Origin of the sequence: Massilia sp. TWP1-3-3 (assembly GCF_049897805.1) — a bacterium.
Taxonomy (GTDB): Bacteria; Pseudomonadota; Gammaproteobacteria; order Burkholderiales; family Burkholderiaceae_D; genus Telluria_A.
Map to the genome: position 1 here is coordinate 130,745 of NZ_JAFCWX010000006.1, position 24,075 is coordinate 154,819.

Consider the following 24,075-nt stretch of genomic DNA (forward strand, 5'->3'; position numbering starts at 1 on the left):
GGGCGCAGTGAAGCAGAATCACATCGTCCTCGCGCACGCGGGGACCCATGGAACGGTTGCTCAGTTGAACCGTTCCATAGGTCCCCGCCTGCGCGAGGACGATGTCGTTTCAGTTTTCGAGTTGCCAAATATCGCAATTGTTTGCGCAGTCAACTGCTCGCAAGGCGCCCTGCAGTCGCCTGCTTACTTGCTGTTGGCAATCGTCGCCACCGGCGCCTGCGGCGTCCAGCCCGCCCCGAGCGAGCGCGCCACCGCCACCGTCGCCAGCAGGCGCTGGGTGCGGATCTGCGCCGTCGTGCGGTCCGCCGCCAGCGAACTGCGCTGCGCATCCGTCACTTCCAGGTAGCTCGACAAGCCGCGCTCATAGCGCGCATTGGCCACCAGTACCGCGCGCGCCGCCGCCTGCTGCGAGCCGGCCTGCACCTCGCCCTGCATCTGGCGCTGCTTCACATCCGACAGCGCGTCTTCCACTTCACGCAGCGCCGTCAGCAGGCGCGTCTCGTGGTTCGCCAGCGCCTCGCCATAGCGCGCTTTCGACAAGGCCAGGTTGGCCTTGTTACGCCCGCCATCGAAGATTGGCAGCGACAACGCCAGCGGCCCGACCGAAAACTGGCGCGCCCCGCTCCTGGCCAGGTCCGACAGGCTCTCGGACGCGAAACCGAAGTTGCTGGTGAGCGTGAGCGACGGATAAAACGCGCCCTCGGCCACGGCCACATTGGCGTTGGCCGCGCGCAGCAGCGCCACGCTGGCGGCCAGGTCCGGGCGCTGCGACAGCAAGCTGGCGGGCAGGCCCACGGGAATGACGGGCGGCTCCGGCAGCGTGGTGCCGGTCAAGCTTGCAATCAGCGGCGCCGACGGCGAGACGCCGGTCAGCACGGCCAGGCCGTTTTCGAGCAGATTGCGCTGACGCTGCACCTCCACCAGATCGGCTTGCGCATTCAAGCGCTCCACACGCGCGCGCGCCACGTCAAGTTCGTTGGTCAAGCCACCGTTGTAGCGCGCCTCGATCACCTGCAGCGCTTCGCCGCGCGTACCGAGCGCCTGCTTGAGGATCGCCATCTCGGCATCCATGCCGCGCAGCTGCCAGTAGGTGCTGGCCACTTGCGCCGACAGCAGCAAGATCACGCCGTCACGGTCGTTCTGGGTTGCCAGGGCCTGGGCGTCGGCCGCTTCCACCACGCGCCGAACGCGTCCCCACAGGTCCATCTCGTACGAGAGCGACGCGCCCACGGTGTAGTTGTTGCCTTCGATCGAACGCCCACCCAGCGCCAGCGCCTGCGACGTGAACTGCGACGAGCGCGAATTGGCGACCGAGGTGCCCAGGTTGACGCTCGGGCCTTGCGCGGCGCGCAAGGTGGAAAGCTGCGCCTGCGCCTGCAGCAGGCGCTGCGCGCTCGCTTTCACGCCCGGGTTGTCGCGCACGGCGCGCGTTTCCAGCTCGTTGAGCGTGGCGTCGTTGAACACGGTCCACCACTGGGCCGGCAGACGCGCGCTGTCAACGCTGGCGCCGCCATTGCGCCAGCCCGGTGCGGACACGCCGGGCGGAGCGACGAAGTCGGCGCCGATGGTGGTGCAGCCGGACAGCGCGAGCAGCGCGCACAAGATCAGCGGTCGAGAAAAAGGCGTCATGGGAACTCTCCGTACTTATTAGTGGGCGCCGGCGCTGGCGCCGGATGGTGCTTGGACTTTATCGGCGAGCATCAGCACGGCAACGCAGCCGAACAAAAATACCGCCATGATCACAAAGCCGTCGTTATAGGCCATTACGTACGCTTCGCGCCGGATGATGCGGTCGATCGCAGCCAGCGCCTGCTGGCCGGCGGCCACGGCGTCAACTCCCCTGGCCATGAAGGCACTGGTCAGCTGGTCCAGCCGCAGCTGGGTGGCCGGCGCCAGCGACGACACCGATTCGCCGATCACGGCCGAATGAAAGTGCTCGCGGTTGGTGAGCATGGTGCCGAGCATTGCAATGCCGATCGAGCCGCCCAGATTGCGCGTCATGTTGAACAGGCTGGACGCGGAGGCGGTATCGCGCTCGCTGATGTGATGCATGGCGAACTGCGACAGCGTGAGCATGATGAAAGGCTGGCCCAGCGCGCGCACCACCTGCGACCAGAACAGCTGGTCGTAGCCGGTAGTGGCGTCCATGTGCGCGTTCATCAGGCACGAAATGCCAAACAGCGTCAGGCCGAAGGCGCACAGGATGCGGTTGTCGACCTTGGACGAGAGGATCGCGGCGAACGGCATGATGAACAGCTGCGGCAGGCCGGCCCACATGATGACCAGGCCAATCTGGGTCGGCGTGTAGCCGGCGATCTGGCCCAGGTACAGCGGCAGCAGGAACGAGGAACCATACAGGCCCATGCCGATAACGGCCGAGAGCACCGTGGCGACCAAGAAGTTGCGCTGCCCATACAGGCGCAGGTTCACGAACGGCTCCGGACGGCTCATGCTGGTGTACACCCAGCCCAGAATGCCGAACAGCGCCAGGCCCGCAAAGGTGATGATGAAGCTCGAATCGAACCAGTCTTTCGAGTTGCCTTCTTCGAGCATGATGGTGAGGGAGCCGAGGCCCACGGCCATCAGCGCGATGCCGAGCCAGTCGGCATTGGCCAACAGCTTCAAGCGCCGCGGTTGCGCGTCCAGGCCCCACCAGATGCCGAAAATGAGCAAGATGCCGGGCACCCAGTTGATGTAGAAAATGGTCGGCCAGCCGTAGATCTCGGCCAGGTAGCCGCCCACGGTCGGGCCCATCGATGGCGCCAGCGTGGCGGTCAGGCCAAAAATGGCCATGCCGGCCGCACGCTTGGACGGCGGCAGCTTGGCCATGACGAGCGTGAGGGCCATGGGAATGAGCGCGCCGCCGGTAAAGCCTTGCAGCGCGCGGAACACGATCATGCTCTCGAGGTTCCAGGCGGCGCCGCACAGCGTGGAAAACACCAGGAACAGCGCAGTGGTGCCCATGATATATCCGCGCAGCCCGAACACCTGCGTCAGGAGCGCCGTCATGGGAATGACGACAATTTCGGCGCACAGGTAGGCGGTCGAAATCCACGAGCCTTCTTCCTGGGTGGCCGAAAGCGAACCGAGAATGTCGCGCAGCGACGAGTTGGTGATCTGGATGTCGAGCACCGCCATGAAGGCGCCGAGCATCCCGGCGGCCACCGCGATCCAGGTGCGCAGGTCGACATGCTCGGATGGCGCCGCGCGCGCCGGCGCGGCGCCACCGTGAAGTGTTGTGCTCGGTGTTGTGCTCGAACTGGTCATGGCGTGCTCTTAGCGGGCAGCTGGCGCGGTTTGATTGAGTTCAATTTCGGCCATCGCCGACATGCCCGGCACCAGGCGGCCTTTGAGGGCCTTGATGTCTTCCGGGCGCAGCACGATCTTGACCGGCACGCGCTGGACGATCTTGGTGAAGTTGCCGGTGGCGTTATCGGCCGGCAGCAGCGCGAACTGGTTGCCCGAGGCCGGCGAAAAGCTCTCCAGGCGGCCGATCAAAGGCTGCTTGGGCAGCGCATCGATGAGGACCTTGACGGCCTGGCCGCTATGCAGGCCACCCAACTGGGTTTCCTTGAAATTGGCGGTAATCCAGACTTCTTCCTGCACGATGGCGGCCAGCTGCTGCCCGGCCTGCACGCGCGCGCCCACTTCCACGCTGCGCCGGCCCAGGCGACCATCCACCGGTGCGACGATCCTGTTGTAGCCAAGCTGCTGCTTCGCATCCTTTAACTGCGCCTGCAGTACCTTGATCTGGGCCTTGACGACGTCGCGCGCGGCGCCGGCGGCGCTGATCTGCGCCTGCGCAGCTTCGGCGTTGCCGCGGCGCGCCGCCAGGTCGGCCTTGGCGCCGGCGCGGCTGGCGTTGGCCGCGTCCACTTCAGCCTTCGACACCGCCTTCATGGTGCTGCTGTAGAGCTGGCCGAAACGCTCGGCATCCTGGTTGGCGCGCACCAGCAGCGCCTGCGACTGCGCGACCTGCGCGCTGGCAGCCCCCGCCTGGGCGCGCACTTGCGCCACCTGCGCGTCGGCCTGGATCACCTGCTGCTGGGCGCTGCCGATCTGCGCCTCGATTTGTTCAACCTTGACACGCTGGTCGGCCGGATCGAGTTCGGCGATGACGTCGCCCGCCTTGACCGCCTGGTTGTCTTCCACCAGCACCTTGGTGACGACGCCGCCGATGCGCGACGAGACCGGGTGGACGTGTCCGGCCACATAGGCGTTTTCAGTCTCCACGAAATGGCTGCTGTGGTACCACATCTTGGCGCCGAAGCCCAGTGCCACCAGCGCAATGACGGCAATGATGCCGCGCGCACGCCAGTTCGGCGGCGTCGCGGCCGGCTCGGTGGCGGGTGGCACGGGAGCGAGTTGGCTCAACTCCGCTTTGCTTTGCGTCTGGGACATGGCACTACTCCGAAATGAAATGGGGTTCGAGCATTATATTCATTCCTTAAAGCAAGTCAAGAAATGAAACGGTTGCATTTCATTTTATTTTACCTTAAAGTGCGTGCCATGATAAAAGCAGCAGGACGCCCGCGCGCCGCCGACCTCGAGGCGCGCAACAAAAATCTGATCACGAAGGCAGGGCAGCTATTCCTGGAGCTGGGATATGGCAAGGTCAGCCTGGAGTGCATCGCCCGCGAAGCGCATGTGGCAGTGCGCACTATTTACGTCAAGTTCGGGGGCAAGGCAGGCTTGTTCAAGGAAGTGTTGATCGCCAACCGCGGCCGTTTTATTTCACCGCACGAGATGGAAACCGACCTGCGTCCGATGAAAGAAGTGATCGGCGAATTCAGCGAGCATTTTTTGGCCATGATCACGGCACCCGAAGCGCTGGCCGTGCAGCGCATGGTCGTTGCCGAAGCGAAGAACAATCCGGAATTGGCGCATTCGTTTTATGACGCCGGGCCGCGTCAGTCGCGCGACATGCTCGCGCACTATTTCGCCAGGCCCGATATCCGCGCGCAATTGCGCGACGACCTGGAGATGGAGCTGATACCGCCTTTCCTGATCAACTGCGTAATAGGTGATTTTTTTTCGCGCTTCCTGTTCGATCCGGCGACCGCGCAGCGCGCGCAAGTCAATGCCCGGCTGCACCAGCGCCTTGCGCTGTTCTACCACAGCGTGATGCGCGCGCCCTAGGACGCTTGAGGCCCGCAAGGCGAACTGGTCGAACGTGCGTCAGCGCACCGAGCACTAGTTCATGTTCTGGCAATCTATAGTCTTTCGAGGAGGTCATATGAGCAAGTCCGCTCGTTACGAATGGCGCGACCAGCAGGCCGCGCTCAATGAACGCATGAAAGGGTTTTTGGCCAACCCGAGTACCGAGCAAATGGAAGCCATGCTTGCCGAACTGCGCGCCTATGCCGACGCTGCCCGCAGTGGCAATTTGGAGATTCCAACCACGTGGACCAGCTACAGCTAATCAAAAAGAAACAACAGCCACGACGCTGTTCTGGCGCTTTGTAAAGCGCAGCATCATCAGAAACTGAAAAAGGGAAGCGTGAGCTTCCCTTTTTTTGCCGTGCCATCGAGGGCGCCCCACATCGGGCGCGCGCATGCTGCGGCGATGTGAGGTCCCTTGCTTTTCGCGTACTAGCGCTTGCGCATCGGCGGCAGATCGGTGCACACACCCTTGTACACTTCGGCGGCCATGCCGATCGATTCGCCCAAGGTCGGATGCGGGTGAATCGTCTTGCCAATATCGACGCCGTCGGCGCCCATCTCGATCGCCAGCGCGATTTCGCCGATCATGTCGCCTGCATGCGTGCCCACGATGCCGCCACCGACAATCCGGTGCGTCTCGGCGTCAAACAGCAGCTTGGTGAAGCCTTCGTCGCGGCCATTGGCAACGGCGCGTCCGCTGGCAGCCCACGGGAAGTGGCCTTTTTCCAGCTTGATGCCCTGCGCCTTGGCTTCGTCTTCGGTAATGCCAACCCACGCCACTTCCGGATCGGTGTAGGCCACCGATGGAATCACGCGCGCGTCGAAGAAGGCCTTTTCGCCGTGCGCCGCTTCGGCCGCCACGTGCGCCTCATGCACCGCCTTGTGCGCCAGCATCGGCTGGCCCACCAGGTCGCCGATGGCGAAGATATGCGGCACATTGGTGCGCATCTGGGCGTCGACCGGAATGAAGCCGCGCTCCGTCACCGTCACGCCGGCCTTGTCGGCGGCGATCTTCTTGCCGTTCGGGCTGCGGCCAACGGCCACCAGCACCAGGTCGTAGAGCTGCGGCTCGGGCGCCTTGGCGCCCGCTTCGGCAGCTTCGAACGACACCTTGATGCCTTCGGCCAGCGCCTCCACCGCGACCGTTTTGGTCTTTGTGAAGATGTTGTCGAAGCGCTTTTCGTTGAACTTTTGCCAGACCTTGACCATGTCGCGGTCGGCCCCTTGCATCAAGCCGTCAAGCATTTCAACGACGTCGATACGCGCGCCCAGCGTGGAATACACGGTCGCCATTTCGAGACCGATGATGCCCCCGCCAATGACCAGCATGCGCTTGGGGATCTGGCGCAGTTCGAGCGCGCCGGTGGAGTCGACGATGCGCGGATCTTCCGGCACGAACGGCAGGTTCACCACCGACGAACCGGCGGCGATGATCGCCTTCTGGAACGCGATGACTTTCTTGCTGCCGTCTTGCGCCGTCACCTCGAGATGGTTGGCGCTGACAAAGCTGCCCACGCCCTGCACCACATTGACCTTGCGCGCCTTGGCCATGCCGGCCAGCCCGCCGGTCATCTTGGTGATGACCTTGTCCTTGTAGGCGCGCAGCTGGTCGATGTCGATTTCAGGCTTGGCAAAGCTGATGCCATGCTTGGCCATGCCGGCCGTTTCATCGATCACGGCCGCCACGTGCAGCAGCGCCTTCGATGGAATGCAGCCCACGTTCAGGCACACGCCACCTAACGCCGCGTAGCGCTCGACCAGCACCGTGTTCATGCCCAGATCGGCCGAACGGAAGGCCGCCGAATAGCCACCGGGGCCGGCGCCGAGGACCATCATCTCGCATTCGATGTCGACCTTGCCGTCGTACTTGGCCATGGTGGGCGCCGGTGTTGCCGACGCTGCCACGGGCGCTGCGTCGGGACGCGCCGGCGCCTGGGATTCGGCTGGCGCCGAGGCCGGGGCCGCCCCTGCCGCTGTTACTGGCGCCGCCGGCGCGGCAGCTGCAGCGCCGGCGCCCTCTTCCACCACCAGCAGGATCGAGCCTTCGGCCACCTTGTCGCCCACCTTGATTTTCAATTCCTTGACCACGCCTGCATGGGTCGACGGAATTTCCATGCTGGCCTTGTCGGATTCGACCGTGATCAAGGACTGGTCGACCTTGATCGTGTCGCCAACCTTGACCATCAGCTCGATTACTTCCACTTCCTTGAAGTCGCCGATATTCGGGACCTTGACGTCTGTGCTCATCGTTCGGTCTCCTTATAACAGTGACTTGCGCAGATCCGACATGACTTCTGCCAGGTATGCGGTAAAGCGCGCGGCCATGGCGCCGTCGATGACGCGGTGGTCGTACGACAGCGACAGCGGCAGCATCAGACGCGGCTGGAAGGCAGCGCCGTCCCACACCGGCTTCATGGCCGACTTGGACAGGCCGAGGATGGCCACTTCAGGCGCGTTGATGATCGGCGTGAAGGCCGTGCCGCCAATGCCGCCCAGCGACGAAATGGTGAAGGTCGCGCCCTGCATGTCGGCCGGCTTGAGCTTGCCGTCGCGCGCTGCGCCCGACAGTTCGCCCATTTCGACGGCGATCTGCGAGATCGATTTCTTGTCGGCGTCCTTGATTACCGGGACCATCAGGCCGTTCGGCGTGTCGGCCGCAAAGCCGACGTTGTAGTACTGCTTGAGGATCAGGTTGGCGCCGGTCTCGTCGATCGACGAATTGAAAGCGGGGTATTTTTTCAGCGCAGCGACACTGGCCTTGATCACAAAGGCGAGCATGGTCAGCTTGACGGTCGACTTGGACTTGGCCAGCGCCGCGTTGGAATCGACGCGGAACTGTTCGAGGTCGGTCACGTCGGACTCGTCAAACTGCGTCACGTGCGGGATCATCACCCAGTTGCGGTGCAGGTTGGGTCCGCTGATCTTCTTAATGCGCGACAGCGCCAGCAGTTCGGTCGGGCCGAATTTGCTGAAGTCGAGCGACGGCCACGGCAGCAAATCGAGGCCGACGCCGCTGCCGCCTTTGGCCGCAGCAGTGCCGTTGCCAGGCGAAGCGCTCGCCATCACGCCCTTGACGAAACCTTGCACGTCTTGCTGGGTGATGCGGCCTTTGGGACCGCTGCCGGCGATGCGGGTCAGGTCGACGCCAAGTTCGCGCGCGAATTTGCGAATCGATGGCGATGCGTGGGCCTTGGCGTTCGATGTGGCGGGTGCCGCTGGCGCTGCCGCCGGTGCTGCAGCTGGAGCTGGCGCTGCTGCAACTGGCGCTGGTGCTGCTGCCGCTGGTGCCGGTGCCGCAGCCGCTGGTGCCGCCGCTGCCGGTGCTGCCGGTGCTGCTTCTGCCGGCGCTGCCGCATCGGATGCTTCAAGAATCAGCAACAGCGATCCTTCGGCGATCTTGTCGCCCATCTTGATGCGCAATTCCTTGACCACGCCGGCATGACTGGACGGGATTTCCATGCTGGCCTTGTCCGACTCGACAGTGACCAGCGACTGGTCAACCTTGACGGTGTCGCCCGGCTTGACCATTAATTCAATGACTTCGACTTCCTTGAAGTCGCCGATATCCGGGACTTTGACTTCCACTATGCTCATAGCTGCTCCGTTCTTATTCGCGTTCTTATTGGTTTAGGCACACGCAACACATCGTCCTCACGTACCTGGGGACCCATAAAACCTTCGGTCTACGCAACCGTTCCATGGGCCCCCGCTTGCGCGAGGGCGATGTGGTGGCGGTTCTTATTGCGTCACTGGATTTGGCTTGTTCGGATCGATGCCGTACTTGGCGATGGCGTCAGCCACCACCGAGGTGGCGATCGCGCCTTCGTCGGCCAGCGCCTTGAGCGCCGCCACCACGATGTAATGGCGATTGACCTCGAAGAATTCACGCAGCTTGACGCGGCTGTCCGAACGCCCGAAACCGTCGGTGCCCAGCACCTTGTAGGTGCGCCCTTTTGGCATGAATGCGCGGATCTGCTCGGCGAACAAACGCATGTAGTCGGTGGTGGCGATGATCGGGCCGGTGGTCTTTTCCATCAACGACGTCACGTACGGTGAACGCTGCTCGCCGGTCGGGTTGACCATGTTCCAGCGCTCGGCGTCCTGGCCGTCACGGGCAATCAGGGTGAGCGATGGCGCGGACCAGACGTCGGCGGCGATGCCGAAATCCTGCTCCAGCAATTGCGCCGCGAAGATCGACTCGCGCAAGATGGTGCCCGAACCGACCAGCTGCACGCGCTGCTGGGCGTCGGCCTTGCCTTCCTGGAGCAGGTACATGCCTTTCAGGATGCCTTCTTCGCTACCGGCCTTCATGCCCGGCATCGGGTAGTTCTCGTTCATCAGGGTGATGTAGTAGAACACGTCTTCCTGGTTGGCCACCATGCGGCGCAGGCCATCCTGAATGATGACCGCCACTTCGTGACCGAAGGTCGGGTCATACGGCAGGCAGTTCGGAATCGTTGCCGCCATTACGTGGCTGTGGCCATCTTCGTGCTGCAAGCCTTCGCCGTTGAGCGTGGTGCGCCCGGCGGTGCCGCCCATCAGGAAGCCGCGTGCGCGCATGTCGCCCGCCGCCCAGGCCAAATCGCCAATGCGCTGCATGCCGAACATCGAGTAGAAGGTGTAGAACGGGATCATGATGCGGTTGTTGGTCGAGTACGACGTCGCCGCGGCAATCCACGAGCTCATGCCGCCTGCCTCGTTGATCCCTTCCTGCAGGATCTGGCCGGCCTTGTCTTCGCGGTAGTACATGACCTGGTCTTTATCCACCGGCTCGTACAACTGCCCTTGCTGGTTGAAGATGCCGATCTGGCGGAACAAGCCTTCCATGCCGAAGGTACGCGATTCGTCGACCAGGATCGGCACGATGCGCTGGCCCAGGTTCGGGTCGCGCAGCAGCGTGGAAATGATGCGCACATACGCTTGCGTGGTCGAAATTTCACGCCCTTCCGGGGTGGCGTCGAGCACGTTCTGGAATGCCGACAGCGCAGGCACCGGCAGCGTTTCGGCCGCTTGCGGACGGCGCTGCGGCAGGTAGCCGCCCAGCGCTTCGCGGCGCTTGTGCAGGTACACCATTTCAGGGGCGTCGTCGGCCGGCTTGAAGAACGGAATTTCGGCCAGCTTGTCGTCAGGAATCGGGATGCCGAAACGGTCGCGCATTTCGCGGATGGCTTCGTCGTCGAGCTTCTTGGTCTGGTGTGCGGTGTTGCGCGCTTCGCCGGACTTGCCCATGCCAAAGCCCTTGACGGTTTTCACCAGCAGGACGGTTGGCGTGCCCTTGTTTTCTTGCGCGATCTTGAATGCGGCGTAAATCTTGTGCGGATCGTGGCCGCCGCGGGTCAGGCGCCAGATGTCGTCGTCGGTCATGTTGGCAACCATTTTCAACAGTTCCGGGTGCTTGCCGAAGAAGTGCTTGCGCACGTAGGCGCCGTCTTTGGCCTTGTAGTTCTGGTATTCGCCGTCAACGGTTTCCATCATCACGCGCTGCAAGATGCCATCCTTGTCCTTGGCCAGCAGGGCATCCCAGCCCGGGCCCCAGATGACCTTGACGACATTCCAGCCGGCGCCGCGGAAGTCCGCTTCGAGTTCCTGGATGATCTTGCCGTTGCCGCGTACCGGACCGTCAAGGCGCTGCAGGTTGCAGTTGACGACCATCACCAGGTTGTCGAGACGCTCGCGCGCGGCCATGCCGATTGCGCCCATCGATTCCGGCTCGTCCATTTCGCCATCGCCGCAAAAGACCCAGACCTTGCGGTTTTCAGTGTCGGCGATCGAGCGTGCATGCAGGTACTTCAGAAAGCGCGCCTGGTAGATCGCCATCAGCGGGCCCAGGCCCATCGAGACGGTCGGAAATTGCCAGAACGTTGGCATCAATTTTGGGTGCGGGTAGGACGACAAGCCCTTGCCGTCGACTTCACGGCGGAAGTTCAGCAACTGGTCTTCGGACAGGCGTCCTTCCAGAAAGGCGCGCGCATAAATACCGGGCGAAGAGTGACCTTGAATATACAGCAGGTCGCCGCCGTGGTCGGCCGACGGGGCGCGCCAGAAGTGGTTAAAGCCAATTCCGAGCATGTTGGCGAGCGACGCGAAGCTGGAAATGTGGCCGCCCAAGTCGCCGTCGGCGCGGTTGGCCTTGACCACCATGGCCATCGCGTTCCAGCGCATCCACGAGCGCAGGCGCTCTTCGTACTCGAGGTTGCCGGGGCAATGCTCTTCGAGGTGGGTGGGGATGGTGTTGACGTAGGCGGTATTGCTGGAAAATGGGATATGGGCGCCGCGGCGGCGTGCCAGGTCGACCAGTCGTTCCATCAGGTAATGGGCGCGTTCAGGCCCTTCGTTGTCGATGACGGCCTCGAGCGCCTCCAGCCATTCCTTGGTTTCGAGGGTATCGGGATCGTTGGCGGCCTGGGCCGTCAACTGGTCGAGTTGAGCTGACATTAATGCGTCTCCTTTGTTGGCGCCCGAAATCATGTACGAGCGGTTTTGCTGACAATTTACCATTACCCAAAATTAGTGCGTGAATTCTAACAGTGTTTTTATAGTTTTTCAAATTACGATATCGTGTTTCATATTGTGGAATTGCTCCTTCCTCATTCCCTGCGATGGCGCCCGTGTATTTGAACCCCTCCCCACCGCCAACTCCCGCACCGCTTTATAATCTCGACTCCCCCTGCAACCGGCTAGCTAATCATGTCCGCACAACTGATCGATGGTGTCCTCCTCTCCCAACAACTGCGCACCGAAATCGGCCGCCGCGCCGGCGCGCTGAGCGCCAAGGGCAAACAGCCCGGCCTGGCCGTCATTTTGGTAGGCGAAGACCCGGCCAGCCAGGTGTACGTGCGCAACAAGGTCAAGGCGTGCGCCGATGTCGGTTTTCACTCCCTGCTCGAAAAATACGACGCCGATCTCACCGAGGCGGCCCTGTTAGACCGCATCGCCGCATTAAATGCTGACCCGGCGATCCACGGCATCCTGGTGCAGATGCCTTTGCCAAAGCACATCAACCCGCACAAGGTCATTGAAGCGATCTCGACCTCCAAAGACGTGGATGGCTATTCAGTCCTGTCCGCTGGCGAACTGATGACGGGCCTGTCGGGTTTCCGCCCGTGCACGCCGTACGGCTGCATGAAGCTGATCGAAAGCACCGGCTACGATCTGCGCGGCAAGCATGCCGTCGTGATCGGCCGCAGCAACACGGTCGGCAAACCAATGGCGCTGCTGCTCTTGCAAGCGAACGCCAGCGTCACCATCTGCCATAGTGCGACACCGGACCTGGCTTACCACACGCGCCAGGCCGACGTCATCGTGGCCGCCGTGGGCCGGCGCAACACGCTGACCGCCGACATGGTCAAGCCGGGCGCCATCGTCATCGACGTGGGCATGAACCGCGACGAGAACGGCAAGCTGTGCGGCGATGTCGATACGGCAAACGTGCGTGAAATAGCCGCGCACATTACGCCCGTTCCCGGCGGCGTGGGCCCGATGACGATTACCATGCTGTTAATGAACACGGTCGAAGCGGCCGAGCGGACCTGAGCCGTTTGGCGGGCCGCAACTGAACAACCAGGAGAGAACATGCATACCGACACCACCAATCCCCTCCTCGACTTTAGCGGCCTGCCGCGTTTCGATGCCATCGCGCCGCAGCACGTGGCGCCTGCGATCGAACAATTGATCGCCGAGGCCAGCAGCGTGCTGAGCGCGCTCGAACAACCGTCCACCAACGTGACCTGGGAAAACTTCGTCACGCCGCTGGAAAACACCACCGAGCGCCTGGGCCGCGCCTGGGGCATCGTCGGCCATTTGAATGCCGTCGTCGACACCCCCGAACTGCGCGCCGCCTACAACGAGAACCAGCCGCGCGTGACCGAATTCTGGACCGCGCTGTCGCAAAACGAGACGCTGTTCGGCAAGTACAAGGCCATCAAGGCCAGCGAGGCCTACGCGGCGCTGTCGCCAGCGCGCAAGAAAATCATCGAGAACGCCCTGCGCGACTTCCGCCTGGGCGGCGCCGAACTGTCGGCCGACAAGAAGGAACGCTTTGCAGCGATCCAGGAACAGCACGCGGCCGTCTCCACCCGTTTTTCCGAGAACGTGCTCGACGCCACCAATGACTACAAGCTGCTGGTGGCCGACGAAGCCGACCTGGCGGGCCTGCCCGCCGACGCAAAGCAGGCGGCGCGCGCCGCCGCCGAAGCCGACGGCAAGAGCGGCTACCAGTTCACGCTGCACTTCCCTTCTTACTTCCCGGTCTTGCAGTTCGCCGACAAGCGCGACTTGCGCGAAACCATGTACCGCGCCAGCGCCACCAAGGCGTCCGACATGGGCAGCGTGTTCAGTCAGCTTGAAAACTGGGATAACACCAACAATATTTCCACGCTGCTCAAGCTGCGCGACGAAGAAGCCAAGTTGCTTGATTACCGCAACTTCGCCGAAGTGTCGCTGGTGCCAAAAATGGCGCAAAGCCCGGAACACGTGATTGCCTTCCTCGAAGACCTGGCCCGGCGCGCGCGCCCGTTCGCCGAGCAAGACCTGGCCGAGCTGCGCACTTTTGCCCGGACCGAACTGGGCATTGACCAACTCGAAGCCTGGGACCAGGCCTACGCCTCGGAAAAGCTGCGCGAGCGCCGCTACGCTTTTTCGGCCCAGGAAGTGAAGGAATACTTCCCGGAGTCAAAAGTCATCGACGGCTTGTTCCAGTTGGTGCAAAGCCTGTTCTCGGTCCAGATTGCGCCGGATACGGCGCCCACCTGGCATCCCGACGTGCGCTTTTACCGCATCGAGCGCGACGGCAAGCTGGTCGGCCAGTTCTACCTGGACCTGTACGCGCGCAGCGGCAAGCGTCCCGGCGCCTGGATGGATGACGCGCGCGGGCGCCGCAGCGAGACGGGCGGCACCCTGCAAACGCCGGTCGCCTACCTGACGTGCAACTTTACGTCGCCGGCCACGGTCGACGGCGTGCAGCAGCCATCGCTGTTTACGCATGACGAAGTGACCACGCTGTTCCACGAGTTCGGCCACGGCCTGCACCACATGCTTACGCAAGTTGACGAACTGTCGGTGTCGGGTATTTCGGGCGTTGAATGGGATGCCGTCGAATTGCCGTCGCAATTCATGGAAAACTTTTGCTGGGAATGGGAAGTCCTGCAAAACATGACGTCGCACGTCAAAACCGGGGAACCCTTGCCGCGCGCCTTGTTCGACAAGATGACAGCGGCGAAAAATTTCCAATCCGGCATGCAAACGCTGCGCCAAGTGGAATTCTCGCTGGTCGACATGCATTTGCATTTTGATTACGATCCGACCAGTTCCAAGGCCGTTCAAGACTTGATCAACGAAGTTCGCGCCAAGTTCTCGGTCATGACGCCGCCCCCGTTCAACCGATTCCAACACTCTTTCGGACATATCTTTGCAGGTGGGTATGCCGCCGGGTACTATAGCTACAAGTGGGCAGAAGTCTTGTCCGCCGATGCCTACGCCGCCTTCGAAGAGGCGGTGGCGGCCGGCGGTGGGACATTGTCCGAGGACACCGGCAAGCGGTTTCAACAAGAGATCCTCGCAGTCGGTGGTTCGCGCCCGGCGCTCGAATCGTTCAAGGCCTTCCGCGGCCGCGAACCGAGCATCGACGCGCTGTTGCGCCACAGCGGCATGCAAGCCTGAGCGTGCCCGCAGGAGACCGAAAAATGATTTTTGCAATCACATCGAACGTGCGCCACGGCGCTTTCCTCGGCCTGGCCATGCTACTGTGCATGGGCAGCGCCAGCGCGCAAATGTACAAATGGGTCGATGCCAGCGGCAAGACGCATTTTTCGGATCAGCCCCCGCCGCCAACGGCCAAGCCGTCGCAGATCAAGGCCGGCGGCGGCGACATGGGCGGCGTCTCGTTGCCCTACGCGCTGGCAACGGCGACGCGCAATTTCCCGGTCATCTTATTTACGACCAACCCCTGCGCCGGCTGCGACGAGGGGCGCAATTTCCTGAAAGCACGCGGCATCCCCTTTATCGAGAAAACGGTGGGCTCGGACGCCGATGTGGAAAAACTCAAGGAGGCAGGCGGCAACGGCAGCATGCCTTTTCTGACCGTTGGCAGCGCCAAGTCGACCGGCTTTCAGGCGGAGGCCTGGAATTCGATGCTCAATGTCGCGCTTTACCCAACGAGCAAGATGCTGCCAGCGAACTACCAGTATCCAACGGCAGCGTCCGCCGCGCCCAAGCCCGTCAAGGCCGGGCCCGACCAGGCAGCTCTGCGCGCAGCGGCCGCCGCCCAGGAAGCGGAAAAGCGGCGCAAGGAAGCCGCCGCGGCCAAGCCTGCATCCTCCACGGCGCCGCCGGGGTTCCAGTTTTGAGCGATGCAATGACGCGCATTGACTTTCACACCAATATTTCGGACAAGGTCAGTTACGCCTGCCGCCTCGCCCGGAAGGCCTACGGCGCGCGCGGCAAGCTGGTGCTGCTGGCCGCCGACGCCGCCCAGGCCGCAGCACTGAACAGTAGCCTGTGGACCGTGGGCGAGACCGATTTTTTGCCTCACGCTATGGCTGGCGATGCGCTGGCGCCGCACTCGCCCATCATCGTCACCGACAGCCTGGAGGGCGAGTTTCCCCATTACGATATGCTGGTCAACCTGACGCAGGCGACACCGCTGCGCTTTGAACGGTTCCAGCGCGTATTCGAGATCATTTCCACGGCCGAAGATGACGCCGCCGCCGGACGCAAGCGCTACCTGGCCTACAAACAGCAATCCTTTCCCCTCACCCACTTCGTCGCCGCCTAGACCATGAGCCAGAATCCCGCCTTCGACCACAGCATTCCGGTATTGACGGAAGTTTTCAGCGACAAGGCGGACAAGCCGGCCGCTCCCGCCAGGCTGGACGCGGCGCCGCTGGCGGACCAGGCCAACGCCGACCTGGAAACGCGGGCGATTGACAACTGGACCGAACCCCAGTGGAACCTGCTGGAACGGCGCCTGTCTGAACGCATCTTGCAGCAACTGCAGGGCCGCGTCGATTTTGTGCTCGAACAGCGCCTGCGCGACAGCCTGGAAGAAATCCTGAAGGCGGCCATCGGTGGTCTGGCCGAGGAAATCCGCGCCGGACTGCACGATACCATCGAAAAGATCGTCGTGCGTGCCGTGGGGCAGGAAGTATCCCACCTGCAAACGCTAAAGAAATAGCGTGTTGCTTTCAACTGCTTACAATAATGTTCACGCATTGCAAGGCGCGCGTACACCGCTGCAGCAATGAGACGTTGATGGTGTGGCTAGCGGCATTTGCCCGGTCTTGGCAGACATTCGGCTTTGCGAACCCGACAATTTGTTGTACCTTTTGCCTTACGCAAAAAATATGAAAATCGGCGCCACAAGCGCTGTTGTTATCACACCATTGGAGAATGCACATGCAGTTCACGACCAAACTTATTCCACTCGCCATCGCCCTGGCATTTGCAGGCTCGGCAAGCGCCCAGGAAGTCGTCAAGATCGGCCACGTCGGTCCCATCTCCGGCCCTAGCGCGCACTTGGGTAAAGATAACGAATACGGCGCCAAAATGGCGATCGAGGAACTGAACGCCAAGGGTTTCCTGATCAACGGCAAGAAAGTCACTTTCCAGCTAATCACGGAAGATGACGGCGCCGATCCCAAGCAAGGCACCGCAGTGGCCCAGAAGCTGGTCGACGCCAAGGTTATGGGCGTGATTGGTCACTTGAATTCCGGCACCACGGTTCCGGCATCGAAGATCTACAACGATGCGGGCATTCCCCAGATTTCGCCATCGTCCACGCAGCCGATGTACACCAAGCAAGGCTTTCCCGGCGCATTTCGCGTTGTCGCCAATGACAACAAGCTTGGCGGCACGCTGGGCAAGTACGCCACCACCAAGCTGGGCGCGAAGAAAATCGCCGTCATCGACGACCGCACGGCTTACGGCCAGGGCGTGGCCGGCGAATTCGTCAAGGGCGCCAAGAGCGCGCCGGGCGTGACCATCATCGCCAAGGAATTTACCACCGACAAAGCAACCGACTTCACCGCCATTTTGACTTCCTTGAAAGCGAAGAAGCCTGACCTGGTCTTCTTCGGTGGCATGGATGCGGTCGGCGGCCCGATGGTCAAGCAAATGAAGGCGCTGGGCATCAACGCCAAGTTCATGGGCGGCGACGGCATCTGTACCGAAGCGATGATCCGCCTGGCGGGCGACGGCCTGGGCGAGGGCAACGTGACCTGCGCCGAAGCGGGCGGCGTGATGGGAGCACAGGAAAAAGTACTGGCCGACTTCTCGCAGCGCTTCAAGAAGCGCTTCAATGTCGACGTGCAGTTGTACGCCCCGTACGTGTATGACTCGGTCATGGTGATGGCGCATGCGATGCAGAACGCCAAGTCGGCCGATCCAGCCAAGTATTTGCCGGAACTGAAGAAAATCAAGCACCAGGGCGTGACCGGTCTGATCCAGTTCGACGACAAGGGCGACATCAAGGATGGCGCGCTGACGCTGTTCACCTTTAAAGGCGGCAAGCGCGCCAAGCTCGAAGTCATCAAGTAAGCCTGGCCTGCGGCTTGCGCCGCAGGACGAAAAAAAACGCGCTCAAGTGAGCGCGTTTTTTATTGGTGCGGCCGGGAAGTACGCCGGCCGCGCATTACCACGGCCAACTACCTCAACCAACTACCTCAACCAATTACTTCTGCGCCAGCACCCACTTGACGAGGATGCGGGTTTCCGCCTCCGTCACTTGCGGGTTGGCCGGCATCGGCACGGCGCCCCATGAACCGGCGCCGCCCTTCAAGACCTTGGCGACCAGCTTGTTTTCCGCATCTTTTTGGCCGGCATACTTGGCAGCGACGTCCTTGAAGGCGGGGCCGACAACCTTGCTCGCAACCGCGTGGCACGACATGCAGTTTTTTGCCTTGGCCAGATCGGCACTTGCCATCGCACTCGACGACGCCAGCGCCGACAACACCATACACAACATCAGGGAACGTTTCATCACTCTCTCCAAAGTATTCCAACTGCCTTGATTCTACCGCGTTTACGCAATCGTAGAGCCGGCAGCAATGTTTGTTACAACGGTTACCTGCGCGCCACGGTTGACGGTACGCCAGCGCGATTAATAACCACAAGCAAGTAAATTGTTTGTAAGATGGGAGCACGAAAAGGAGTTTCCATGCCCATTATCATCTTAATACTCGTCCTCGGCGCGCTGAAGTTTTTTGAAGTCTGGAAGTTCGCCGCCATGTCGTGGTGGTGGGTGATCGGCCTGATGTGCTTTGCCTTCATCTGGTTCGAGTACATCGAAAAGATCTTTGGCCTCGACAAGAAAAAAGACCACAAGCTCGACGAGCAGCGCAAAAAAGAACGTTTGAACAATACCTTCAACAAGAGAAAGTAACCGCCAGGTCATGCGTTTGGCGGAAGGCGCCCTTCGGGTGCTTTCGCTCTACGTGATCGCGCGCTGAGGGTAGAATACCGGACGTTGGCAGCACGTGCTGCCTGGCTTTCAAGAAAGACACCCAATGCTGACTCATCCGATGCCGGATCCGATTGCCTTGCATCTCGGCCCCGTGTCCATCCACTGGTACGGGCTGATGTATGTGCTGGCCTTCGCCATGTTCATCATCCTGGGCCGCGTGCGCATCAAGCAGGCGCATGTTGCCGCGCAAGGCTGGAAAAACGATGACCTCGACGACATGCTGTTTTATGGCATGCTTGGCGTCGTGCTGGGCGGCAGGCTGGGCGAAGTGTTCTTCTATCAGCCCGCGCATTTCATGGCGCACCCGATCGATATCTTCAAGATCTGGCAGGGCGGCATGTCCTTCCACGGTGGCTTTTTGGGTGTGCTGGTGGCAATGGCGCTGTGGGCGCGCAAGGCCAAGCGCAATCTGCTCGACGTGTATGACTTCATCGCGCCACTGGTGCCGCTCGGCTACGCCGCCGGCCGCATGGGCAACTTCATCAATGCCGAACTGCCGGGGCGGGTTGCCGATGCGACCTTGCCGTGGGCCATGCGCTGGCCGGATATCCGCTTCCCCTTGCATCCGGATCCGGTGTTCCTGGACGGTCTGCGCCATCCGTCGCCGCTTTATCAGATGCTGGTCGATGGCTTGCTCGTGTTTGCGCTGTTGTGGCTGTTTTCACGCACATCGCGTCCGCGTCTCGCGGTGGGCGCCATGTTTACGCTGCTGTATGGCTGCGCGCGTTTCTTTACTGAATATTTCCGCGTGCCGGACTGGCAAGTCACGGTGGCCGGCCTGCCGATCACGTCGGGCCAGATGCTGTCGCTGCCGATGATCATCGGCGCGTTGGCGATGTTGTGGTGGGCGTATTCGATGCAGGCCAGGCAGGCCGCGCAGGTTTAAAACCCGACGACTCGCGACCCATAGAACGGTTGAACTGAGTAGCTGTTCTTTGGGTCGCGAGTCGTCGCACCGCCGCCTCCGGGAGGACGATGTGTGTGGCGGAACTTATGCAACCGCGGTGGCGTAAGCCTTCCACAGCATATAAGCGGCCAGGCAATACAGCACCATCGCAAATATCCGCTTGAGTTTTTGCACCGGCATCCGGTGCGCCGCCCTCGCCCCCACCGGCGCCATCAGCACGCTGGCCGCCGCAATCACCAGCAACGCCGGCACATAGATATAGCCCAGCGAATGCGCTGGCAAGAGCGGCTCGTTCCAGCCGAAATACATATTCGACAGCGTGCCCGACAAGGCAATCGGAAAGCCGAGCGCCGCGCTGGTGGCCACCGCATTGTGCATTTTTACATTGCACCAGCCCATGAAGGGCACCGACAAAAAGCCCCCGCCCGCCCCCACCAGCCCGGCCACCACGCCAATCACGGCGCCCACGGCAAACATGCCGGGCGGCCCCGGCAATTCACGGGAGGCCGGCGGCTTGCGGTTGAGGATCATTTGCGTGGCCGACAAGGCCACGAATACCCCGAACACCAGCGCCAGCGCCGACGTATTGAGTTGCTTGGCCAACCACGGCCCCAGCCACGAACCGATCGCAATGCCGGGCGCGAGCAGCCAGACAATCGGCCAGCGCACCGCGCCATGCAAATGGTGTGCGCGTACCGACGAGAGCGACGTGAACATGATGGTGGCAAGCGAGGTGGCAATTGCCATGTGCACAAGCACAGTCGGAGGAAATCCCTTGGCGGCAAAAATCATCGTGATGAACGGCACCAGTACCATGCCGCCGCCCACGCCCAGCAGCCCCGCAGCGAAGCCGCCGCCCGCGCCCATGATGAGCAAGATGACGATCAGGCCCCAGTCCATCAGCGCCGCCCCGCAGCGCTTGCTTTCGTCCGTATCATCGCTGCTTGCCTCGCCTATATTGAAAGCAAGCATTCTACAGCGTCAAGGAGTGCACCGTCCTCAGGCAGCCAGTGCACGCGGCCCGGGCCGACCAGGGCGCGCGGGAACGGCAGACGCGCGCGCAAGCTTGAAGGTGTCGACCAGCCGCGCCAACTGCTGCGCCTGCTCCTGCATCGATGCTGCGGCGGCGGCGGCCTGCTCCACCAGCGCCGCGTTCTCCTGCGTGATGCCGTCCATTTGCGTGATGGCCACGTTGACCTGCTCGATGCCTTCTTGCTGCTCGTTGCTGGCCGTACTGATATCGCCAACCAGGCCGCTCAGGCGCCCGATGCTGGCCACCACGTCCTGCATTGTCGCGCCGGCCCGCGCCACCTGGCGCGAATCGATCTCGACTTTGTCGACCGAGTCGCCAATGAGTTCCTTGATTTCCTTGGCCGCTGCCGCCGAACGCTGCGCCAGGCTGCGCACTTCCGCCGCCACAACGGCGAAACCGCGCCCCTGTTCACCCGCGCGCGCTGCCTCCACGGCCGCGTTCAGCGCCAGGATATTGGTCTGGAATGCAATGCCGTCGATCACGCTGATGATGTCGACAATCTTGCGTGACGAATCGTTAATCGTACCCATGGTGGCCACCACCTCGCTCACCGCGTCGCCACCCTGGCGCGCCACCGCCCGGGCGTCGATCGCCAGCGTGTTTGCCTCGCGCGCATGGGCGGCATTGTTTTTTACCGTCGCCGTCAGCTGTTCCATCGACGCGGCGGTCTGTTCCAGCGAACTGGCTTGCTCTTCCGTACGCGAGGACAAGTCCAGATTGCCGCTGGCAATCTCGCGCGATGCTGTATTGATGGTGTCGGTGCCAATGCGCAACTGCGATACCAGCCCGACCAGATTGTCATTCATGTTTTTGAGCGCTCCCATTAGTTGGCCAGTCTCATCGCTGGTCTCGACTTCAATGTTGCTGGTCAAGTCGCCCGCAGCAACGGCGCGCGCCACGCGCACCGCTTCAGCAATAGGCCGGGTGATGCTGCGCGTAATGATCAGCGCGCAGCTTGCCGCCAGGATGACGGCAAGCACGCCCAGCGCAATCATCAGCTGGCGCCCGCTGGCGTAGTTGGCATCGATTTGCGCGCCGCTCTGGTCGAGCAGGCCGCGTTGGGTGCGGGACAGCTGGGCCAGGCTGGCGAGGTAGGCTTCGCGCTTGACGGCCATCTCCTTGTCGAAAATTTCCTTGGCCCCCGCGAGATTGCCGGCAGCTTTTTCCTTGAAAACGCGTGTGCGCGCTTCGGTGTAGGCGGCGCGCGTGGCAAGCACGCTATCCAGCGCCGCCTTGGCGGCTGGCTCGGTGATCGACGTTGCCAGGATGGTTTGAATCTCGGTCGCGTGGGCCGACGATTTTTTCATCTCGGCTTCTATCTCCTTTTGCTCGGCCGGATCGACGGCGCGCCAGGCGGTGGTGGTGCGCGCCGCGTTTACTTCAATTATCTTGAACCATTCGTCGACCATGCGCTCGTTGGGCAGCCGGGTGTGGAGCATGTGGCGCGTCATCTCACTGGCGCTGTTCATGCGCCATACGCCGATGGCGGTTACCGCAAGCAGCAGGAGCAGAAGCAAGGCAAACACGCTTCCCAGGCGTACACCAATTGGCAGGTTTTTCATTGTCGTCGCTACTGAGTTTGACTATCTTACCGACTCTACCAGCAAGTTTGCACGTGCGCCGCGCAATTACCCTGGCTGGCGCAGCAGCTTATCGATGAACTTCCACTCCGAGACTTCCACCGGCATCACGGACAGCCTGCTGCCCTTGGCCAGCAGGCGCATCGCTTCCAGTTCCGCACAACTGCGCAGTTCCTTCAGGCTCAGCAAGCGCGTCTTGCGCACCGCTTTGACGTCCACGCTGATCCAGCGCGGCGTCTCCCGCGTTGCCTTCGGATCGTAATAGTGGCTTTTGGGATCGAACTGGGTGGCGTCCGGATAGGCGCCGCTGGCAATTTCGACGACGCCCGCGATGCCCGGTTCCGCGCAACTCGAATGATAGAAAAAGGCCAAGTCGCCCGCTTGCATGTCGTCGCGCATGAAGTTGCGCGCCTGGTAGTTGCGAACGCCAAACCATGGCACCGTCTGGCCGGGTGCCGCCAGCACGTCGTCGATGCTCACTTCATCGGGTTCGGATTTCATCAGCCAGTAACGCATGTCGTTTGCCCATAAAAAAAGCGGTTGCGCCGAAAGGCGTGCAACCGCTTTTACAGAATAAGACCCCGCATGTGCCGTTCTTGCCGGCATCCTGAACCTAATGGTTCAAGGCGGTCACAGTTAGTTCAATTTCGGGTTCGTCAAACAAGTGACGCTCACTCCCATCAAACAAAATTCCGCAACCTGTGCACATAAATGGTTCAAGGAATATATGGCAATCGCGAACACCGCAGGGTGAAACGGAGTTTACTCCGATGTGTCGCCATGTCAAACGAAAACAGGTTTTAAAACAAATTTTCCTGCGGCGTCAGGGCGTCGTCCAGTGCGGTATGCATGGCACCGATTTTTTCCTTGACTTCCAATATCGACAAGTCCGACAGCGGTCCTTGTCCCGCTTTCGAGGATAAGAATTCAGCCGTCACGCTCAGCGCGGCCATCACGGCGATGCGGTCGTTGCCCTTGACCTTGCCGGAGTCGCGCAGCGCGCACATTTTGCCGTCAAGGTAGCTGACCGCTTCCTTGAGCGTGCGTTCCTCGCCCTCCTTGCAGGCCAGTCGGTAGGGATTACCCATGAGGGTGACATCGAGTTGGATCATTGGGCTGCCTCGTCATGGATGGTCGCTTCGGCGGGAAGGTTGTCTTCATCGCCGGCCTCGGCGGGAATGCTGGCCAGCAAGGCCTCAACCCGGCGCTGGGCTTCGGACAGGCGTTCCATGAAGGCTACGTTCTCAGCAGCAAGTAAAGCATTGGCTTGGCGCAGAGTGGCATTCTCGCGGCGTAGGGACAGCGTCAACGCGGCAAGGCGGTCGATTTTGTCGGACAGGTCATTGAATTCAGAAATCATCCCAATACTATAGAGCCGTCAACGATTTTTAGTCAACCGATTCAGTACGTTAGCGTCGATTATTGAAGCAGAGCATGATTGCAAAACGGGCGACAAGGAAAGGAAAAGTTTGCGCGAGATCAAGCAGTTTATTGAAATAAAAAGGATGATGCCTTGAAAATACGCGGTACCGTCCCTATAATTAGCACTCGTTAGCAGAGAGTGCTAACAATGATTTCCAGGCCCTGCACGCCGTGTACTGGCCAAGAATAGCAAGTCAAACCATTGAACATTAAGGAGTTTTGCATGAACCTTCGCCCATTGCACGATCGCGTTATCGTCAAGCGTCTAGACCAGGAAACCAAAACTGCATCCGGCCTGATCATTCCTGACGCAGCCGCAGAAAAACCGGACCAGGGCGAGATCCTCGCCATCGGCAACGGTAAAGTCCAGGACGATGGCAAAGTTCGCCCGCTGGAAGTCAAAGTCGGCGACCGCGTGCTGTTCGGCAAATACTCCGGCCAAACCGTCAAAGTTGACGGCGACGAACTGCTGGTGATGCGCGAAGAAGACATCATGGCCGTCCTGGTCAAGTAA

22 protein-coding genes, 1 other RNA gene and 1 pseudogene are annotated in these 24,075 nt (G+C 61.5%); 11 read left to right on the forward strand and 13 right to left on the reverse strand.

All coding sequences use genetic code 11. The features are described 5' to 3' along the window. Nucleotides 1-183 precede the first annotated feature (183 nt). From ACP7D4_RS07955 to ACP7D4_RS07965, 3 genes are read right to left on the reverse strand one after another with little or no spacing between them, the layout of a single operon-like run. Nucleotides 184-1,629, reverse strand: a complete 1,446-nt coding sequence (locus ACP7D4_RS07955; protein WP_426208528.1) for an efflux transporter outer membrane subunit — start codon at nucleotides 1,627-1,629, stop codon at nucleotides 184-186. Between the two features lie 18 nt (nucleotides 1,630-1,647). Continuing rightward, nucleotides 1,648-3,267 (reverse strand): DHA2 family efflux MFS transporter permease subunit, encoded by a 1,620-nt coding sequence (locus ACP7D4_RS07960; RefSeq protein WP_426103325.1) that lies wholly within the window; start codon nucleotides 3,265-3,267, stop codon nucleotides 1,648-1,650. A gap of 9 nt (nucleotides 3,268-3,276) precedes the next feature. Then, entirely contained in the window at nucleotides 3,277-4,401 is a 1,125-nt protein-coding gene (locus ACP7D4_RS07965) for an HlyD family efflux transporter periplasmic adaptor subunit (protein WP_426103326.1), read from the reverse strand. A 108-nt stretch (nucleotides 4,402-4,509) separates the two neighbouring features. Here ACP7D4_RS07965 and ACP7D4_RS07970 point away from each other — a divergent pair, with 108 nt between their 5' ends. Further along, nucleotides 4,510-5,139, forward strand: a complete 630-nt coding sequence (locus ACP7D4_RS07970; RefSeq protein WP_426208530.1) for a TetR/AcrR family transcriptional regulator — start codon at nucleotides 4,510-4,512, stop codon at nucleotides 5,137-5,139. Between the two features lie 97 nt (nucleotides 5,140-5,236). Beyond that, on the forward strand, nucleotides 5,237-5,422 hold the full coding sequence (locus tag ACP7D4_RS07975; protein WP_426103328.1) for a hypothetical protein: 186 nt from the start codon (nucleotides 5,237-5,239) through the stop codon (nucleotides 5,420-5,422). Nucleotides 5,423-5,592: 170 nt separating this feature from the next. Here the strand turns inward: ACP7D4_RS07975 and lpdA are convergent, their stop codons facing one another. The 3 genes and pseudogenes from lpdA to aceE all read right to left on the reverse strand — a co-directional run bounded on the left by lpdA (nucleotide 5,593) and on the right by aceE (nucleotide 11,598). Continuing rightward, nucleotides 5,593-7,410, reverse strand: a complete 1,818-nt coding sequence (gene lpdA / locus ACP7D4_RS07980; RefSeq protein ID WP_426103329.1) for a dihydrolipoyl dehydrogenase — start codon at nucleotides 7,408-7,410, stop codon at nucleotides 5,593-5,595. A 12-nt stretch (nucleotides 7,411-7,422) separates the two neighbouring features. Next, nucleotides 7,423-8,769 (reverse strand): annotated as a pseudogene (gene aceF, locus ACP7D4_RS07985) (dihydrolipoyllysine-residue acetyltransferase); the annotation flags it as partial. Nucleotides 8,770-8,901: 132 nt separating this feature from the next. Then, nucleotides 8,902-11,598, reverse strand: a complete 2,697-nt coding sequence (gene aceE, locus ACP7D4_RS07990) for a pyruvate dehydrogenase (acetyl-transferring), homodimeric type (RefSeq protein WP_426103330.1) — start codon at nucleotides 11,596-11,598, stop codon at nucleotides 8,902-8,904. 252 nt (nucleotides 11,599-11,850) lie between these two features. Here aceE and folD point away from each other — a divergent pair, with 252 nt between their 5' ends. From folD to ACP7D4_RS08020, 6 genes are all read left to right on the forward strand, one after another. Then, nucleotides 11,851-12,696: a bifunctional methylenetetrahydrofolate dehydrogenase/methenyltetrahydrofolate cyclohydrolase FolD gene (folD, locus tag ACP7D4_RS07995; RefSeq protein WP_426208532.1), complete on the forward strand. Its 846-nt coding sequence runs from the start codon at nucleotides 11,851-11,853 to the stop codon at nucleotides 12,694-12,696. A gap of 39 nt (nucleotides 12,697-12,735) precedes the next feature. Beyond that, a complete protein-coding gene (locus tag ACP7D4_RS08000) occupies nucleotides 12,736-14,820 on the forward strand; it encodes a M3 family metallopeptidase (RefSeq protein WP_426208533.1) in 2,085 nt (694 codons plus the stop codon). Nucleotides 14,821-14,843: 23 nt separating this feature from the next. Beyond that, nucleotides 14,844-15,506 (forward strand): glutaredoxin family protein, encoded by a 663-nt coding sequence (locus tag ACP7D4_RS08005; protein ID WP_426208534.1) that lies wholly within the window; start codon nucleotides 14,844-14,846, stop codon nucleotides 15,504-15,506. 8 nt (nucleotides 15,507-15,514) lie between these two features. Then, complete coding sequence (locus ACP7D4_RS08010; protein ID WP_426208536.1) at nucleotides 15,515-15,934, forward strand: DNA polymerase III subunit chi; 420 nt, start codon at nucleotides 15,515-15,517, stop codon at nucleotides 15,932-15,934. Nucleotides 15,935-15,937: 3 nt separating this feature from the next. Beyond that, nucleotides 15,938-16,333: a hypothetical protein gene (locus tag ACP7D4_RS08015; protein ID WP_426208538.1), complete on the forward strand. Its 396-nt coding sequence runs from the start codon at nucleotides 15,938-15,940 to the stop codon at nucleotides 16,331-16,333. Nucleotides 16,334-16,554: 221 nt separating this feature from the next. Then, complete coding sequence (locus ACP7D4_RS08020) at nucleotides 16,555-17,694, forward strand: branched-chain amino acid ABC transporter substrate-binding protein (RefSeq protein WP_426103336.1); 1,140 nt, start codon at nucleotides 16,555-16,557, stop codon at nucleotides 17,692-17,694. Nucleotides 17,695-17,827: 133 nt separating this feature from the next. On the opposite strand, the gene ACP7D4_RS08025 is transcribed toward ACP7D4_RS08020, so the two are convergent. Further along, nucleotides 17,828-18,136, reverse strand: coding sequence for a c-type cytochrome (locus ACP7D4_RS08025; RefSeq protein ID WP_426103337.1), 309 nt, complete (start codon nucleotides 18,134-18,136; stop codon nucleotides 17,828-17,830). Nucleotides 18,137-18,313: 177 nt separating this feature from the next. Between ACP7D4_RS08025 and ACP7D4_RS08030 the strand changes: the two genes are divergently transcribed. Both ACP7D4_RS08030 and lgt read left to right on the forward strand, forming a co-directional pair. After that, nucleotides 18,314-18,538 carry a TIGR04438 family Trp-rich protein gene (locus tag ACP7D4_RS08030; protein ID WP_426208540.1) on the forward strand — a complete coding sequence of 75 codons (225 nt, stop codon included), beginning with the start codon at nucleotides 18,314-18,316 and terminating at the stop codon, nucleotides 18,536-18,538. 124 nt (nucleotides 18,539-18,662) lie between these two features. Continuing rightward, nucleotides 18,663-19,505, forward strand: a complete 843-nt coding sequence (gene lgt, locus ACP7D4_RS08035; protein WP_426208542.1) for a prolipoprotein diacylglyceryl transferase — start codon at nucleotides 18,663-18,665, stop codon at nucleotides 19,503-19,505. A gap of 105 nt (nucleotides 19,506-19,610) precedes the next feature. Here lgt and ACP7D4_RS08040 read toward each other — a convergent pair whose 3' ends face one another. The 6 genes from ACP7D4_RS08040 to ACP7D4_RS08065 form a co-directional block, all read right to left on the reverse strand. Then, nucleotides 19,611-20,426, reverse strand: coding sequence for a sulfite exporter TauE/SafE family protein (locus ACP7D4_RS08040; RefSeq protein ID WP_426103414.1), 816 nt, complete (start codon nucleotides 20,424-20,426; stop codon nucleotides 19,611-19,613). Between the two features lie 99 nt (nucleotides 20,427-20,525). Beyond that, nucleotides 20,526-22,121 (reverse strand): methyl-accepting chemotaxis protein, encoded by a 1,596-nt coding sequence (locus ACP7D4_RS08045; protein ID WP_426103340.1) that lies wholly within the window; start codon nucleotides 22,119-22,121, stop codon nucleotides 20,526-20,528. A 66-nt stretch (nucleotides 22,122-22,187) separates the two neighbouring features. Then, nucleotides 22,188-22,655 (reverse strand): EVE domain-containing protein, encoded by a 468-nt coding sequence (locus tag ACP7D4_RS08050; RefSeq protein ID WP_426103341.1) that lies wholly within the window; start codon nucleotides 22,653-22,655, stop codon nucleotides 22,188-22,190. Nucleotides 22,656-22,713: 58 nt separating this feature from the next. After that, nucleotides 22,714-22,894: non-coding RNA, 6S RNA (ssrS, locus tag ACP7D4_RS08055), on the reverse strand. Between the two features lie 45 nt (nucleotides 22,895-22,939). Further along, a complete protein-coding gene (locus ACP7D4_RS08060; protein ID WP_426103342.1) occupies nucleotides 22,940-23,251 on the reverse strand; it encodes a cell division protein ZapA in 312 nt (103 codons plus the stop codon). Further along, nucleotides 23,248-23,499 (reverse strand): hypothetical protein, encoded by a 252-nt coding sequence (locus ACP7D4_RS08065; RefSeq protein WP_426103343.1) that lies wholly within the window; start codon nucleotides 23,497-23,499, stop codon nucleotides 23,248-23,250. The genes ACP7D4_RS08060 and ACP7D4_RS08065 overlap by 4 nt, the downstream gene beginning before the upstream one ends. Before the next feature lie 285 nt (nucleotides 23,500-23,784). Here ACP7D4_RS08065 and groES point away from each other — a divergent pair, with 285 nt between their 5' ends. Further along, nucleotides 23,785-24,075 carry a co-chaperone GroES gene (gene groES, locus ACP7D4_RS08070; protein WP_426103344.1) on the forward strand — a complete coding sequence of 97 codons (291 nt, stop codon included), beginning with the start codon at nucleotides 23,785-23,787 and terminating at the stop codon, nucleotides 24,073-24,075.

Coding starts and splice junctions, on each gene's coding strand:
- ACP7D4_RS07955 (WP_426208528.1), bottom strand. CDS start 1,629: ATGACGCCTTTTTCTCGACCGCTGATCTTGTGCGCGCTGCTCGCGCTG.
- ACP7D4_RS07960 (WP_426103325.1), bottom strand. CDS start 3,267: ATGACCAGTTCGAGCACAACACCGAGCACAACACTTCACGGTGGCGCC.
- ACP7D4_RS07965 (WP_426103326.1), bottom strand. CDS start 4,401: ATGTCCCAGACGCAAAGCAAAGCGGAGTTGAGCCAACTCGCTCCCGTG.
- ACP7D4_RS07970 (WP_426208530.1), top strand. CDS start 4,510: ATGATAAAAGCAGCAGGACGCCCGCGCGCCGCCGACCTCGAGGCGCGC.
- ACP7D4_RS07975 (WP_426103328.1), top strand. CDS start 5,237: ATGAGCAAGTCCGCTCGTTACGAATGGCGCGACCAGCAGGCCGCGCTC.
- lpdA (WP_426103329.1), bottom strand. CDS start 7,410: ATGAGCACAGACGTCAAGGTCCCGAATATCGGCGACTTCAAGGAAGTG.
- aceE (WP_426103330.1), bottom strand. CDS start 11,598: ATGTCAGCTCAACTCGACCAGTTGACGGCCCAGGCCGCCAACGATCCC.
- folD (WP_426208532.1), top strand. CDS start 11,851: ATGTCCGCACAACTGATCGATGGTGTCCTCCTCTCCCAACAACTGCGC.
- ACP7D4_RS08000 (WP_426208533.1), top strand. CDS start 12,736: ATGCATACCGACACCACCAATCCCCTCCTCGACTTTAGCGGCCTGCCG.
- ACP7D4_RS08005 (WP_426208534.1), top strand. CDS start 14,844: ATGATTTTTGCAATCACATCGAACGTGCGCCACGGCGCTTTCCTCGGC.
- ACP7D4_RS08010 (WP_426208536.1), top strand. CDS start 15,515: ATGACGCGCATTGACTTTCACACCAATATTTCGGACAAGGTCAGTTAC.
- ACP7D4_RS08015 (WP_426208538.1), top strand. CDS start 15,938: ATGAGCCAGAATCCCGCCTTCGACCACAGCATTCCGGTATTGACGGAA.
- ACP7D4_RS08020 (WP_426103336.1), top strand. CDS start 16,555: ATGCAGTTCACGACCAAACTTATTCCACTCGCCATCGCCCTGGCATTT.
- ACP7D4_RS08025 (WP_426103337.1), bottom strand. CDS start 18,136: ATGAAACGTTCCCTGATGTTGTGTATGGTGTTGTCGGCGCTGGCGTCG.
- ACP7D4_RS08030 (WP_426208540.1), top strand. CDS start 18,314: ATGCCCATTATCATCTTAATACTCGTCCTCGGCGCGCTGAAGTTTTTT.
- lgt (WP_426208542.1), top strand. CDS start 18,663: ATGCTGACTCATCCGATGCCGGATCCGATTGCCTTGCATCTCGGCCCC.
- ACP7D4_RS08040 (WP_426103414.1), bottom strand. CDS start 20,426: ATGGACTGGGGCCTGATCGTCATCTTGCTCATCATGGGCGCGGGCGGC.
- ACP7D4_RS08045 (WP_426103340.1), bottom strand. CDS start 22,121: ATGAAAAACCTGCCAATTGGTGTACGCCTGGGAAGCGTGTTTGCCTTG.
- ACP7D4_RS08050 (WP_426103341.1), bottom strand. CDS start 22,655: ATGCGTTACTGGCTGATGAAATCCGAACCCGATGAAGTGAGCATCGAC.
- ACP7D4_RS08060 (WP_426103342.1), bottom strand. CDS start 23,251: ATGATCCAACTCGATGTCACCCTCATGGGTAATCCCTACCGACTGGCC.
- ACP7D4_RS08065 (WP_426103343.1), bottom strand. CDS start 23,499: ATGATTTCTGAATTCAATGACCTGTCCGACAAAATCGACCGCCTTGCC.
- groES (WP_426103344.1), top strand. CDS start 23,785: ATGAACCTTCGCCCATTGCACGATCGCGTTATCGTCAAGCGTCTAGAC.